At 61.1% G+C, this 14,929-nt stretch carries 10 protein-coding genes; 4 read left to right on the top strand and 6 right to left on the bottom strand.

Features of this window, described 5'->3' with window-relative positions; translation table 11 throughout:
- Positions 1-84: 84 nt before the first annotated feature.
- Positions 85-1,785: an urease subunit alpha gene (gene ureC, locus PspCFBP13528_RS09020; RefSeq protein WP_137200019.1), complete on the top strand. Its 1,701-nt coding sequence runs from the start codon at positions 85-87 to the stop codon at positions 1,783-1,785.
- 71 nt (positions 1,786-1,856) lie between these two features.
- Here the strand turns inward: ureC and PspCFBP13528_RS27775 are convergent, their stop codons facing one another.
- The 3 genes from PspCFBP13528_RS27775 to PspCFBP13528_RS09010 form a co-directional block, all read right to left on the bottom strand.
- Entirely contained in the window at positions 1,857-2,066 is a 210-nt protein-coding gene (locus tag PspCFBP13528_RS27775) for a hypothetical protein (RefSeq protein WP_241669073.1), read from the bottom strand.
- A gap of 16 nt (positions 2,067-2,082) precedes the next feature.
- Positions 2,083-8,253 (bottom strand): DUF6543 domain-containing protein, encoded by a 6,171-nt coding sequence (locus PspCFBP13528_RS09015; RefSeq protein WP_241669072.1) that lies wholly within the window; start codon positions 8,251-8,253, stop codon positions 2,083-2,085.
- A gap of 83 nt (positions 8,254-8,336) precedes the next feature.
- Entirely contained in the window at positions 8,337-9,278 is a 942-nt protein-coding gene (locus PspCFBP13528_RS09010) for a DnaJ C-terminal domain-containing protein (RefSeq protein WP_101218895.1), read from the bottom strand.
- A gap of 238 nt (positions 9,279-9,516) precedes the next feature.
- Here PspCFBP13528_RS09010 and PspCFBP13528_RS09005 point away from each other — a divergent pair, with 238 nt between their 5' ends.
- Positions 9,517-10,785, top strand: a complete 1,269-nt coding sequence (locus PspCFBP13528_RS09005; RefSeq protein ID WP_065951478.1) for an Hsp70 family protein — start codon at positions 9,517-9,519, stop codon at positions 10,783-10,785.
- 90 nt (positions 10,786-10,875) lie between these two features.
- Here PspCFBP13528_RS09005 and PspCFBP13528_RS09000 read toward each other — a convergent pair whose 3' ends face one another.
- From PspCFBP13528_RS09000 to PspCFBP13528_RS08990, 3 genes are all read right to left on the bottom strand, one after another.
- Positions 10,876-11,889 carry an AI-2E family transporter gene (locus PspCFBP13528_RS09000; RefSeq protein WP_065883382.1) on the bottom strand — a complete coding sequence of 338 codons (1,014 nt, stop codon included), beginning with the start codon at positions 11,887-11,889 and terminating at the stop codon, positions 10,876-10,878.
- 175 nt (positions 11,890-12,064) lie between these two features.
- Positions 12,065-12,364, bottom strand: a complete 300-nt coding sequence (locus tag PspCFBP13528_RS08995) for a PsiF family protein (protein WP_101218900.1) — start codon at positions 12,362-12,364, stop codon at positions 12,065-12,067.
- A gap of 71 nt (positions 12,365-12,435) precedes the next feature.
- Positions 12,436-13,224, bottom strand: a complete 789-nt coding sequence (locus PspCFBP13528_RS08990; RefSeq protein WP_065951480.1) for a helix-turn-helix transcriptional regulator — start codon at positions 13,222-13,224, stop codon at positions 12,436-12,438.
- 98 nt (positions 13,225-13,322) lie between these two features.
- On the opposite strand from PspCFBP13528_RS08990, the gene PspCFBP13528_RS08985 reads away from it, so the two are divergent.
- Complete coding sequence (locus PspCFBP13528_RS08985) at positions 13,323-14,213, top strand: DMT family transporter (protein ID WP_137200017.1); 891 nt, start codon at positions 13,323-13,325, stop codon at positions 14,211-14,213.
- Positions 14,214-14,310: 97 nt separating this feature from the next.
- Positions 14,311-14,841, top strand: coding sequence for a ferritin-like domain-containing protein (locus PspCFBP13528_RS08980; RefSeq protein ID WP_065951482.1), 531 nt, complete (start codon positions 14,311-14,313; stop codon positions 14,839-14,841).
- Positions 14,842-14,929: the final 88 nt, after the last annotated feature.

Here is a 14,929-nt window from a genome sequence, read left to right as displayed (position 1 = left end):
GCTGTGAATACCTTCAACGGTGGGAGGGGGCTTGCCCCCGATAGCGATTTCCCATTCAACACATCTTTATCAGGGCTTACACACATGAAAATCACCCGCCAAGCCTACGCCGACATGTACGGCCCCACCGTCGGTGACAAAGTCCGCCTGGCCGACACCGAACTGTTCGTCGAAGTCGAACAGGACTTCACCGTCTACGGCGAAGAAGTGAAATTCGGCGGCGGCAAGGTCATCCGCGACGGCCAGGGCCAGAGCCAACTGCTCGCCCATGAAGTGGTGGACACCCTGATCACCAACGCGCTGATCATCGACCACTGGGGCATTGTCAAGGCCGACGTCGGCTTGAAGAATGGCCGCATCCATGCGATCGGCAAAGCCGGCAACCCGGATATCCAGCCCGGCGTGACCATGGCCATCGGCGCCAGCACTGAAGTGATCGCCGGCGAAGGCATGATCCTCACGGCAGGCGGCATCGACTCCCACGTGCATTTCATCTGCCCGCAGCAGATCGAAGAAGCGCTGACCAGCGGCGTCACCACCATGATCGGCGGCGGCACGGGACCTGCCACCGGTACCAACGCCACCACTTGCACATCCGGCCCATGGCATCTGGCGCGCATGCTCCAGGCCAGCGACTCGTTCCCGATGAACATCGGTTTTACCGGCAAGGGCAACGCCAGTTTGCCGGAGCCGTTGATCGAGCAAGTCAAGGCCGGCGCCATCGGTTTGAAGCTGCATGAAGACTGGGGCACCACGCCCGCGAGCATTGATAACTGCCTCAGCGTGGCCGATCAATACGACGTGCAGGTCGCGATCCACAGCGACACGCTCAACGAGTCCGGCTTCGTCGAAACCACCCTCGCCGCCCTCAAGGGCCGCACCATCCACACCTACCACACCGAAGGCGCCGGTGGCGGCCACGCGCCGGACATCATCAAGGCCTGCGGTTTCCCCAACGTGCTGCCCAGCTCCACCAACCCGACCCGGCCGTTCACCCGTAACACCATCGATGAGCACCTGGACATGCTGATGGTCTGCCATCACCTGGACCCGAGCATTGCTGAAGACGTGGCCTTCGCCGAAAGCCGCATCCGCCGCGAGACCATCGCCGCCGAAGACATCCTGCACGACCTCGGCGCGTTCTCGATGATCAGCTCCGACAGCCAGGCCATGGGCCGCGTCGGTGAAGTGATCACGCGCACCTGGCAGACCGCCGACAAGATGAAAAAACAACGTGGCGCCCTGCCCGGCGACGGCCCGGGCAATGACAACTTCCGCGCCAAACGCTATATCGCCAAGTACACCATCAACCCGGCGATCACTCACGGTGTGAGTCATATTGTCGGCTCCATCGAAGTGGGCAAGTGGGCCGACCTGGTGCTATGGCGCCCGGCGTTCTTCGGCATCAAACCGAGCCTGATCCTCAAGGGCGGCGCGATTGCCTCCAGCCTGATGGGCGACGCGAATGCTTCCATCCCCACGCCTCAGCCCGTGCATTACCGCCCGATGTTCGCCAGCTTCGGCAGTTCGCTGCACGCCACCAGCCTGACCTTTATCAGCCAGGCCGCCCGGGACGCCGGCTTGCCCGAGTCGCTGGGGTTGAAGAAGCAGATCGCCGTGGTCAAGGGTTGCCGCAACGTGCAGAAAACCGACCTGATCCACAACGATTATCTGCCGGACATCGAAGTGGACCCACAAACCTACCAGGTCAAGGCCGACGGTGTGTTGCTATGGTGCGAACCTGCGGATGTGCTGCCGATGACCCAGCGTTACTTCCTGTTTTGAAAGGCCGCTGACCAGGTAGCCGGCGGCGCGGTGGCGCTTGCACGATGCGCACACACGCCCCGACATCGGATTTACACGAACACTTTTTTCACCATGGCTTCGGTGTACTCATAGTCCATTCGCAGCTCGGCACCGGCCGGAATATCTTCGGTTGCAAAGACCACCGACAGCACATAGTTCTTTCTTTTAGTGGTGGCCCCAGGCCCCACGCCCAGCCACATATCCGCCTCAACACTGAACGGCACGACTTCGACGTTGTACCCCGTCGCGGCCTGGCGCACCGGTTTTCCATCCGCGTCATACTCTCCACACCCCATCGACATCGGGCTTGGCGAGAATCGAACTGCTGACCAACGCAAACGGGTTGTCCGGTGCCTGCACCCACAAGAGGTAATGCTCGCCATCCCCGTCGGGCAGACTGGCAACAAAGTACTGTTTCCCATTGAACTCGATGGCTCGTGCCTGTGAGAGCTGTAACTCACGCGCTGTGCGCTTGCCAGGATCGACCAGCACTTCAAGTTCGTCCTTTGGCAGCAGGATTTCAGCGATTTCCTGACGGCTCAGCGTATAGATCAATTCGCTTTCCTTAATCGCCATCCGAACCTGCAAGTCATCGACCTGCGCCTTATAGGCAGGTTGGGCCAATTCCCCGGCGGCGCGCGTGGCCTGCAATTCGGACAGCTGCCGCTGATAAGGCTCACTCTGCGCATCAAATTGGGCGCGGTATCTGTGAGTCACATACTCCTGCCAGAATTCACGGGACAACAGGGCCTGAAACTCCTCAACGGAGTTGTCCATGGCGATGATTTTTTCGTAGGCGGCATCCAGCATGGCCGGGGTGACAGCGCCCATCTGGGTGAAGCTGACCTGTTGCGGTTGCCCCGGCAACTGCAGACGGTCCTTGAGGCCGAAGCGATACGCCAGCCTGATCTCCACCTCTTCCAACAGGCGTTGGGTATGCGGCAACTTGTCTGCCATCGACACCGCAGAGTCGTTGACGATGGCTTCGCTGCGCTGAATGTCCGCCGAGGCGAACGTGTCGACCGCGTGCAAACGGAACAACCCTTTGGACAGACTCGATAGCTGTACGCCTTCTGCCTGCCCCGCCGCCTGCGCCCGCGCCCTGAAGACCAGCGTCCTGACCTCCAGGTTGCTGAAGGAAAACGCGGCGCGATCACAGCAACCGGGCTCGCCAGCCAGGTCGAACAGTTCCTTGCGGTGTGTTTCCGATTCCGCAGTGTTTTCGCTGATGCTGTCGATCACTTCCCAAACGCGACGCTGCAGGTCAGCCTGGCCGGGGCCTGCTGGCTGTAGACGATCAAGGATGTCAAAGAACGGGCCGGCGCGCTCCTCACCCCGTAGCGCGTGCCACTGGGCACTCCTGGCGCTCACCTGGTCTGCAGGAAGGTTTCGCGCCCAGCGCTCGAACGCCTGCCGCATAGCCGCACCGGGCACCACAGCGGCACGGATGTTCAGTGCGGTGGTCACCAAGCGGTTCGGGTTTTGCGCTGACGCCAAGCCCGCCTGTTCAAGACGCAGGTTGTATTGCCGAACCTGTTGCAAGGTGTCCGCAGTCAAGGGGTTGCCGGATACGGACGTCAGGTTATTGACCCGCGCCGTCTGCGCCAACTGTTCCTCAGGCGGCGCAATGACGGAAGCCGGAATGGTTGTGATGGTGTTGTTACTCAACTCTATCTGGTCCAACAACGGCTGCTCAACCAAACCGATTGGCCAGGTATCGATGCCAGCGTTATTCAGGCTGAGGGAGCGCATGTCGGTTATCAGGCTGAAGTCCGGTGTGATGCCCAGCACGTTATTGTGCAGCCATAGCGCACGCAAGGTCACACGCTGCGACAGGATTTGCGCCGTTGCGGGGCTCAGGCGAATGTGATTGTTATTCAGGAACAAACGGGTCAGACCGTGCATTTCGCCCAGGGCCGGCGGCAACTCGTGCAGCAGGTTGTTTGCCAGGTCCAGCCAACGCACATGTGTGTAGCGTGAGAGGAAGCCTTCGGGCGAGGTCCTCAGGCCCATGTTGTTCAACTTGAGTGAGCCGACATGGCTGAAATCGGCCTCCAGGTCCGGCAAGCTCGGCAGTGTCAGGCGACTCAAGTCCAGCTCCAGGCCAATCGGTTGCCCGTCGTTGCTGAGCAATTGCGGGGTTTCCCGGCGCCAGCAGGCGAGAATGCGCTCCTTGGCCCGGTAACGGTCATCCAGCCTTCCTGCGTTAGCTTGCCGTTCATTAGTTCGTACGTAGCGTTGACGTTCACCCGCGCCCGAAAGCGTCCAGGCGCTCAACTGCCGCTCCAGGGTATTGAATTCCAATTCCAGCCGGGTCAGCTGCGCCTCGGCACCGGCGCCCAGGTTCCAGATCCACTCCCTGGCCTCTTGCATACGCTTGTTCGGGTACAGGCGGCGCACTTTTTCAAGCACAGGGTTGCCGTTGTCAAACGCCCTGTCGCGCGCACTTTTCACCAGATCCGGCCGGACCTGATTCAGGCGTTGCCAGTAGTTGTCGAATTGCTGCCAGTAATCGGCAGGAAATGGGTTGCCCTCAAGCAAGGTGACGGCATTGAGCCGCGCACTCGCTTCGAGCTGCTCAGGCGCTGGGTTGAGGTTGCGCTGGGGCACCTCGCGCAGAAGGTTATGGCTCAAGTCAACGGATTCCAGCCCCGTGTGCGCCTCCAGCCCCCTTGGCCATTGGCCCAGCTGCGTATTCCTTAAGTTCAGGTTTCTCAGCCGGGGCATAGCGCTGAAGTCCGGCATTATGCCCAGCGGGTTATTGGTGAGGTAAAGCACTTCAAGGTTGCCAAGGGCGCTCAGCAGTCCGGCGCTTTGGGAGGTCAACCGAATGCCGTTGGAGGCCAAGTCCAACGACGTCAGGTTGTTCATTTCACCGACCACGACGGGCAGCGTGGTGAGCCCACTGCTTGTCACCGTCAACCCTCGCAGGTGAGTGAAGTTTTCAAGGAAAGCGTCCGCGTTCGCAGTCCACCTGACATTGTGCAGTTCAAGCGTGTTGACATGACTGAAGTCGGCGCTCAATGCCGGCAGTTCCAATCCCCTCCCTAGCAAGTGCATTGAGCCCGTCACTTCACGACGCCAGTGACTCATGAGGGTATCGCTGATGTACTGCGCGGAAGAAAAGTGGCGCGCCTGTCCGGCAGTGGGTTGCGGTGAGTTGGCTTTGACCCAGTCACCCAATGCCTTCGTCAACGTCTTCAGCTCGGCTTCCCGGCGGCTGAGCCCACCTTCGATATCCTCACCCAATGACTCGATAAATGCAGTGACGTCGTCCTCAGCCATGGAGGGGTACAAATCACGTACCCGTTTCAGTCGCCGCTCTTTTACCGTCGCCTCTGAAGGCCCAAAAATCCTCGCCGCCAGCTTACGAAAGCCTCGACCACCGCCCAGCAGTCGCAGTGTCGGATCGACACTTGGCTTGAGCAGCGGGTGCTCCAGCAACACCGTACGCAGCGGCGCACGCGGCAGGGGCGTTCGCTGGAGGGCGGCTTTCATTTGCAACGCATCGGTAAAGCCCAGCGCCTGGCGCTCGGTGGCGGATAACAGGTCCCAGGCCGCCGCGTAGAAATCCCTGGGCGGGGACGCCTCGAACAGACCGTTGTCCTTTTGCACCAACGTCCTGGCAGTGACGTCCGGGGAACCGATTGCATCCAGTAGAGGCCCTTGCGCTGAATACTGGCGCAGCTCCACCCGTGTGCCCCGCGGCCACCCTGGCAAAGTCTCCAGGGTGCGCAACGCCAGGCGCTGGCTGTCTATGTCTGCCAGGGTGTCCAGGTGCAGCCCCTCATAAGCGCGGGAGACCCGTGTTTCCTGTTCACACCATCGCGCTTGCTCGGCAAGGTCTTCAGGCAACAGCCCGGTGCGGCGCAAGGTTTGCAGTTGCTCGGCACTCAGGCGTGTGACCAGGTGTTCGGCCACCGCCGTCGGTAATTTGGGATAGCTTGCCAGGATCCAGTGCACGTCGGGGTCCTGCGAGGCGGTCAGTGCCTTGTAGCGCTCCTCCACCAGCGGGCCCTTGAAAATCTGCACCGAGTCGCCCAGGTACTGACGCAATTTGGCGGCCCGCACAGTGAGTGAATCTTCGGCGGTACCCGGGATTTCCTTGAGGGTGGGGTCAACGTCTCGCAAGCTGATCAACACTTCTTTGAGCAACTCACCGCGCGCTATCTGGCTTGGCGCGACCCCTACGACGAGCGGGGAAGCAGCCACCGCGGCTTCCTCTTCCCAGAGCACCCTGTTGTCGCTCATGACCCGAAGCGGCCTGTCAACGGGCAACATCCCGCGTCGCCGCATCATCTGCAATTGCAGCACCGGGTCAGCCTGGGCGTACACCGCCGGGTCGGCGCTGTGCATTTGCTCGACAAAGGTCGTCAGTTCTTGATGGACCTTGAAGTGCTGGATCGTGTCTTCGAGCAACAAGGGCACCGGTTCATGCTCGACAAAGGTCTGGCGCAACACGTCTTCTTCGATGCCGCTGGCGGCACGCGCCTGCTCCAGCGTTTCGGTGTCCAGCCCACGCTGCTCCAGCCCCAGGCGCCGCATCAGGGTCGGCTGGTCCCAGGTCAACGGCTCTTCGACTTCATGACTCCAGGCGCCGGCGTGGTTGTGTTCCAGCAGCGGTTCATACGCGCCGGGACGACTGGGGTGCTGGATGCGGTACTCGCCGGTGTCGGGTGCCTGCCGGACTTGATAGTGGTCGCCTTCATGGGGCAACACCTTCTGCCCGTTGTGCGCGTAGAGCCCCAAGGCGTCTGGCTTGGCATCCGCAGGCAGTTCGAGTGGCACCTTGTAGGGCGTCATGTCAGGGTTCCACAACACCTGCTTGCCAGTTGCCAGGGTGACGGGCCTGAGGTTATCAACCATGCTCACCAGTTTGACCTCGGGCAATACCTTGGCCCCGGTCGCCAGCATCGCCGCATTCAGCGCGACGCTGGAAAAGTGTGCCCACATCGTCTTCAGGTCGCCCTGCTCGTAGGCCTCAATGCCTTCATACACTTCAGTACACATCTGCGCTGCGCCCACCGCCAGCATGACCGGCCCGAGCCCGGGCACCACAAACGCCAAGAGGTTGAACACGCTGACGACCGCACTCGTGTAGCTTTCCAGGCGGTCAATGCGCGCCTGGTAGTCTTCGTCCCCGGTGGGCACGGCCACAGCGCGGGCGTCGGCCAGAATCTTGCGCACCTGGGCCGCGCGCAGTTGCTCCCACAGGTTGCCGGTAATGCTCAACTCATCCAGGGGCAATTTCACCGGGCTTGACGCCAGCGGGTAATCGCCTGCAGCCCCATTGCCGTTGGCGGGTTTGTACAGCGCATTGAAATGTCGGAAAAAAATACCCTGCTCGCGTTGAGCCACAAAACGGCTGAAAAAACGTCGGTACGACGCGCTGTGCAAACGCGTGCGCAGGTCGGCCATAAAATCGCCGCGGGAGGCATACTCCTTGAGCGGTTGCTGGGGGTCATTGGGGATATACACCACCAGCCGCTCGACCCTGTCGCTGTTATTACGGTCCGGCCCGATCAGCAACGGGCCCACCAACTGGGCGCCAAATACCTTGAGCCCGACAAACGTCACCGGCTTGCCATCGAGCCTGGCGCTACCGGGGTCAGCGATGACCTGTTGGATCATGCGGTAGGCATCGGGCTTGATCCCCCACTCAGGCCTGCGAACCGCCACCTCGGCACTCAGCGCCAGCAGTTGACGCTGGTGTTCTTGCAGCTGCTGCTCCAGCACCGTGCGTGCGGTTGCGTCGTCTGGCTTGACGATGGCGGTGATGTGCTGCTGATACAAAGTCCCCAGGTCCAGGGTGCGGCACAGCTGGGCGAACTCATGGGCAGGGATGGGCAGAGCGTGCGAAGTCAACACACTTGAGGTCGGGATGACCTCACCGCCAGACGAAGCGCTCACGGTCGTGATGATCTGGCAATCGGCGCACGGACTCGCTTGCTCTTCTTGCGGGGTAAAATTGGCCAGGGCGGCTTCAAGTAAAGAAACAGTGCGGTATTCATACCGCAGCGCCGGGTCGCTGACTTGGTCGAAGACAAACACCCCGAACAGGTCGTCACGGTCCTTGAACCCATACTTGCGCGCAAAGTAGACGTGGTTGACGTCCAGCTCCAGGTTGAAGCGTTTCTTGATCGCGTCTTTAAGCGGTTGCTCGGCAAAGGCCAGCACATCCTGGACAGTGCCCAGGCTTCTCTCCACCTTATTCAAGGTCTCGCGGTAGCGGGTGTGGCTGTCAGCCAGTGCGGTTTTTTCCTGCGCCGTGGCACTCAGGTACCAACTGGGCAGTTCCATTTCGTGGTTGGCGAGTTCCTCCTGGCGCTGGACGGTGCCTTGGTTGAACCAGGCAGGCACGCGCTCTTTGAGGAAGTCGTAGTGAACGCCCCGAAGGTCAACATTGAAAGTGCCTTCGGGGGCAGTGGTAGGGGGTTGTTCTGACATAGTAGGGCCATCCATGACGGGCTGGGAAAAAAACCAACCTATCCGATCGCCCGGCGTGCAAAGCCCTAGCTATTTATCGCCGCTCAGAAATGCTCGCGCGGGTTGAACGCCGCTTTCTGCGCCAGCTCCTGCCACAAGGCCTTGACCTCCTCGTCGCTGCTTTTAGGCATCACGGCCTTGAGCTGCACGAACAGGTAACCGCGCTGCCCGGCCTTGTTCAGCAACCCATGCCCCTTGGCACGCATGCGCTGGCCATTCTGGCTACCGGCGGGCACCTTGAGGTTGATCTTGCCGGTGAGGGTCGGCACAGCCACTTCCGCGCCCAGTGCCAATTCCCATGGCGCCAGGGGCAGGTTGATGATCAGGTTTTCGCCGTCCACTTCAAACTTGGGGTGTGGCGCAAACTTGATGATCAGGTACAGGTCGCCATTGGCGCCACCACCGATGCCCGGTGCACCCTGCCCTTTGAGGCGGATGCGCTCGCCGTCGGCCACGCCGGCGGGGATCTTCACGTTCAGGCTCTTGGTGGTGTTGCTGACGTGCCGACCCGAAGCGTCGTATTGCGGCACCTGGAAGTTGATCTGCTTGGACTCGGTGGACAGCGTCTCTTCGAGGTGCACCGTCAGTTGCATCTCCACGTCCTGGCCCTTGCGCCCGGCAGGACGGCGTTGGCCGCCACCGAAGGCATCGCCGCGCCCACCAAAGATCGAGCTGAAAAAATCGGAGAAGTCCTCAGTGCCCGCGCCGCCACCGCCGTAGCCGCCACGGCTCTGCCAGCCCGGCGGGCCCTGGAACGGCTGGCCGTGCTGGCCGTATTTGCGCAGTTCGTCGTACTCGGCTCGCTTGTCGGCGCTTTTAAGCGCCTCATAGGCTTCGGACGCGTCCTTGAACTTGGCTTCGGCGTCTTTTTCCTTGCTTACATCGGGGTGATATTTGCGTGCGAGCTTGCGATAGGCAGCCTTGATTTCCTTGTCATCGGCCGTCGGCTCGACACCCAGAATCTTGTAGTAATCTTTGAAATCCATCGGCGGTTCACCATCCTTTATCGAGATCGCACTGCCCGGGGCACAACGTGCGCTGGTTTGCACCTGTTGAGGGTTGTGGCTCGGGGGTACGTCAAAGTGTTATCGGCATCAGCCGTATGCATCAGATGTGGGGGCAAATCCCGTACTTTCAAGCGCGATTTAACGGATGGTCGGCCTACGCAAGCGCCTGCGACTGGCATACACTGCGCGGCCGTTTTTCAACCGGAACCCGATAGACATGAAAAACCCATCCCCAGCCCGTGCCTGCGGCATCGACTTCGGCACGTCCAACTCCACCGTCGGCTGGATCCGCCCCGGCGAGGAGACGCTCATCGCGCTGGAGGACGACAAGATCACCTTGCCGTCGGTGGTGTTCTTCAACTTCGAGGAGCGTCGCCCGGTGTACGGCCGCCTGGCCCTGCATGAATACCTGGAAAACTACGAAGGCCGGCTGATGCGCTCGCTCAAGAGCCTGCTGGGCTCCAAGCTGATCAAACACGACACCAGCGTGCTCGGCACCGCGATGCCGTTCACCGACTTGCTGGCGCTGTTTATCGGCCAGCTCAAGAGCCGCGCCGAAGCCAACGCCGGCCGCGAGTTCGAAGAAGTGGTACTGGGCCGCCCGGTGTTTTTCGTCGATGACGACCCGATGGCCGACCAGGAAGCCGAGAACACCCTGGTGGACGTGGCGCGCAAGATCGGCTTCAAGGACATCTCGTTCCAGTACGAACCGATTGCGGCAGCGTTCGACTACGAGTCCACCATTGAAAAAGAAGAGCTGGTGCTGATTGTCGACATCGGCGGCGGTACGTCCGACTTCTCGCTGGTGCGTCTGTCGCCGGATCGCCGCCACAACGACAACCGCCAGAGCGACATCCTTGCCACCGGCGGCGTGCACATCGGCGGCACCGACTTCGACAAACAGCTCTCGCTGGCCGGCATGATGCCGCTGTTCGGCTATGGCAGCCGCATGAAGAGCGGCGCCTACATGCCTACCAGCCACCACATGAACCTGGCCACCTGGCACACCATCAACTCGGTGTACTCGCAAAAGTCCCAACTGGCCCTGGGCAGCATGCGCTACGACATCGAAGACACCGGCGGCATCGACCGCCTGTTCAAGCTGATCGAACAGCGCGCCGGACACTGGCTGGCCATGGAAGTGGAAGAGACCAAGATCCAGCTGACCCAGGCCGACAGCCGCCATGTACCACTGGACCGTATCGAAGCGGGCCTGAGCGTGGACCTGAGCCGGGCACTGTTCGAATCATCCATCGACAACCTGCTGGAACGGGTGCGCGGCAGCGTCACGCAGTTGCTCAATGACGCCTCGGTGAGCGTGGCCCAGGTGGACACGGTGTTCTTTACCGGCGGCTCCAGCGGCATCCCGGCGCTGCGCCACAGCATTTCGGCGATGCTGCCGAATGCGCGGCACGTAGAAGGCAATATCTTTGGCAGTATTGGGAGTGGCTTGGCGATTGAGGCGAGCAAGCGCTACGGGGTTTAAGCGGCAAGTTTTCAGCTTCAAGCTGCAAGTAGAAGCAAGCCCGCTCTCACTTGCAGCTTGCAGCTTGCAGCTTGAAGCTTGAAGCTGCTTTCAAACCATCCCCCCCAGCTTCAACTCACTCTTGAGATACGCATAGTAAATCGGCCCCGCCACCACCCCCGGCAAACCGAATGCGGCCTCGAACACCAGCATCGCCAGCAGCAATTCCCACGATTTGGCACTGATCTGCCCGCCCACGATGCGCGCGTTGAGGAAGTACTCGACCTTGTGGATCACGATCAGATACCCCAGCGCCGCCACCGCCACCCAGATCGACAACGACAGGGCCACGATGGTGATCAGGGTGTTGGACATCAGGTTGCCGATCACCGGCAGCAGGCCGAGCAGGAACGTCAATACGATCAGGGTTTTGGTCAGCGGCAGGTGAATACCGCACAGCGGCAGGACCACGGCAAGGAACACAGCGGTGAAAGCGGTGTTGAGCGCGGCGATCTTGATCTGGGCGAAGACGATATTGCGAAACGCCTGGACCAGCAGGTGCAGGCGGTCGAACAACGCCGCGGCCAGGGGTTTGCGCTTGGTCAGGTCGGGCACGCGCTGCAGGGCGATGATCGCGCCCAGCACCATGCCGATCAGCAAGGTGACGAACATGTGCGCGGCGTCCTTGCCGACCAGTTGCAGTTCGCTCAGGTGCTTGCTCAGCCATTGGCCGATGGCCACGCGAAACTCGGCGGCGCTGGCCGGCAGGTAGGCGTCCAGGAACGGCGGCAACTGGCCGCGCGCACGGTCAACCACACCCATGAACTTGTCGAGCGAAGCGCCGGGGTTTTCCGCTTCATGGAGCAGAAAGCTGATGGCGCCGGCGAAGATCAGCGCAAGTACGCTGACGATCAAGGTGCCGAGCAGGGCCACCGCCAGCCAGCGCGCACGCCGCCCTTCGATCAGCCGTTGCAGTTGGGGGGTGAGCATGTTGACCAGTTCATAGACCAACAGGCCGGCCAGCAGACTGGGCAGCAATTTCAGCGGCAGCACCAGCAGCAGTCCGCCGAAAATAATGATGTAGCTGGCCAGCAACAACACATGACGCTGAGAAAACGTTGGCATACAGCCTCAAAACGAACGGCGTTAAAGGATGTGTAGGAGCGAGCTTGCTCGCGAAGGCCGCCAACGATAACGCGTTTATTCTGAATAAACGCGGGGTAATTGAGTTCTTCGCGAGCAAGCTCGCTCCTACAGGGGGGCTGTGTGCAAGTGTCTCAGCCTCTATGGCCTGGGGCTATCAATTCTTCAGGCAGGTGCTCATGAAGGTCTTGCGCGCATCGCCCGCCAGGGCTTTGGTCTTGGCCTCGGCATTGCAGTCTTTCATCTTTTGCTGCTGCGGGGTCAGGGTCTTGGCGTCGTTGGCGGCCGGGGTCGACAGGCAGGTCTTCATGAAAGCCTTGCGCTCATCGCCCTTGAGGGTCTTGGTGGTGGCCTCGGCGTTACAGGTGGTCATTTTGTTTTGCTGGGCGGTGGCGGCAAAACCCTGGGAACACAGCAGCACGCCCATCATCAACAGCGCAATACGCAGCATCTTCATGGAATTTTCTCCCTGTTACCGCGCCGAAGGGCGCGGCCTACAGCGCAGTGTAGTCAAAGCCTGTTACAACTTCACCGGCCGCGAATATTCGCCCGACGGTATTGCTCCGGCGTGCAGCCGGCATGGCGCTGGAACATCGCGATAAAGGCCGAGGCGCTGCTGTAGCCCAGGTCAAATGCCACCTGCTGCACGCTGCGCTCGCTGTCCAGCGCTTCAATGGCCGCCAGGAAGCGCAGGCGCTGGCGCCACTCACCAAAGCTCATGCCCAGTTCGCGCACAAACCGGCGCGCCAGGGTGCGTTCGCTGACATGCACCTGCTCGGCCCATTGCGCCAGCGGGCGGTTGTCGCCCGGTTGCGCCTGCATGCCTTCCAGCACCCCCAGCAGGCCGGGATGGCGGGCGTAAGGCAGGAAGCAATCGTGGATCGGCGCCTGCTTGAGTTGGTCCACGAGCACCTGGGCCAGGCGGATATCGGCGTCGGTCTGCGGCCGATTGACGTCGCGCAGGGCGAAATCCTTGAGAATCGCCTTGAGGATGTCACTGATCGCCAGGGTGCAGGGCTGCCTGGGCAATTGCTCGCACAGGGCCGGCGCCAGGCCCACCGAGTGGTAGACGATCGCCTCGGCATTGTAGGAACTGTGCTCGGTATGCGGCGGCACCCACACCGCGTACTGCGGCGGCGACATAAAACGGCTGCCGGCCACTTCCATGCGCATCACCCCGCTGGCCGAGTAGTCCAGCGAGCCCCAGGCGTGCTGGTGCGGGGTGCATTCGGTGTCCGGGGCAAAGTCGCAATAGCGGAAGTACACCGGGCTCGGCAAGCGGACGAAATCGGGCAGGCGTACGGTGTGTCTGGACATATTGTCTGGATTCGAGGGCGGGTTGTCTGGATCGCAGTATAGGCTGCGATCCAGACAAGGGATAATCCCGCCTCTTCAACACACTGGGTGTGCTTTCGATGCAATACGCGTATCCCCTGCTGGCCATTCTGATCTGGGCCGGCAACACCGTGGTCAACAAACTGGCGGTGGGTTCGATCTTCCCGGCTGAAATCGGCTTTTATCGCTGGCTGTTCGCGGCGCTGCTGTTCACTCCGTTCATGCTCAAGCCGGTGATCGCCCACTGGGCACTGATTCGCCCAAACCTGAGCAAGATCTTCATTCTCGGCGTGCTGGGCATGGCCGTGTATCAAAGCCTGGCCTATTACGCAGCCACGCTGACCAGCGCCACCAACATGGGCATCATCCTCTCGCTGATGCCGCTGATGGCCCTGACTGCCGCCATCATCAGCCTGGGCCAGCGCTTGACCTATGGCGCGCTGACTGGCGCGGTGCTGTCGTTCGCGGGGGTTGTGGTGGTGGTGTCATCCGGCAGCCTGGGCGCGTTGCTGCAACACGGGATCAACCTCGGTGACGGCATGATGCTGGTCGCCACCCTGGCCTACGCGGTCTACAGCACCTTGCTGAAAAAATGGCACCTGCGCCTGCCGCCGTTGGTGCTGTTGTATTTGCAAGTGCTGGTGGCGGTGGTGGTGCTGTTACCGCTGTTCCTGTGCTCGGCCAAGGCAGGCCTGGGCTGGGCGAATATCCCGCTGGTGCTGTATGCGTGCCTGCTGGCTTCGATGCTGGCGCCGCTGGCGTGGATGCACTCGGTCAGAACCCTGGGGCCCAGCCGTACCACCTTGTTTTTCAACTTGCTGCCGTTGATTACCGCCTTGATTGCGGCGGTGGTGCTGAAGGAAGAGCTGGCGCTTTATCACCTGGTGGGAGGGTTGCTGACCTTGGGTGGGGTGGTCCTGTCGGAGCGCTGGACGACACCCGTCAGACCCAGTCGTGACACATCCTGTTAAATCCGATAAAACTTTTCGCCTCTCTCGCCACTCACAACTGGGAGCGATCACGCCGGCAGAGCGTGGCGTAAAACCGGATTAGCCCCAGGAGATTGAGATGACTGAAGCACAATTGACTGACGTTGCGACCCTGCGCAGCCGCGCCCGCCAGAACGTCGAAAACGGTGCCGTGACCGAAGGCTATGACGCCGACCGCGAAGAGATTATCCGCTTGCTCAACGCATCGCTGGCCACCGAGCTGGTCTGCGTGTTGCGCTACAAGCGTCACTACTTCATGGCCAGCGGCCTGAAAGCCAGCGTCGCCGCCGATGAATTCCTGGAACACGCCACCCAGGAAGCCGAGCACGCCGACAAACTCGCCGAACGCATCGTGCAGTTGGGCGGCGAGCCGGAGTTCAACCCCGACCTGTTGTCGAAGAACTCCCACGCGCAATACGTGGCGGGCAATTCGCTGAAAGAAATGGTCTACGAAGACCTGGTGGCCGAGCGGATCGCGGTAGACAGCTATCGCGAGATCATCCAGTACATCGGCGATAAGGACCCGACAACTCGTCGCATCTTCGAAGACATCCTGGCCCAGGAAGAAGAACACGCCGATGACATGGCGGATATTCTAGAAGGCCTGTAATCAGCCGCACAGCACTACCCATGTGGGAGGGGGCTTGCCCCCGATAGCAGTGGTTCAGTCAACGATGTACTGGCTGATATACCGCTAT

The sequence above is a fragment of the Pseudomonas sp. CFBP13528 genome (assembly GCF_005233615.1).
Lineage (GTDB): Bacteria > Pseudomonadota > Gammaproteobacteria > Pseudomonadales > Pseudomonadaceae > Aquipseudomonas > Aquipseudomonas fluorescens_AM.
Note: the sequence above shows the minus strand (reverse complement) of the source record. Positions and strands in the feature narration are given on the sequence as shown.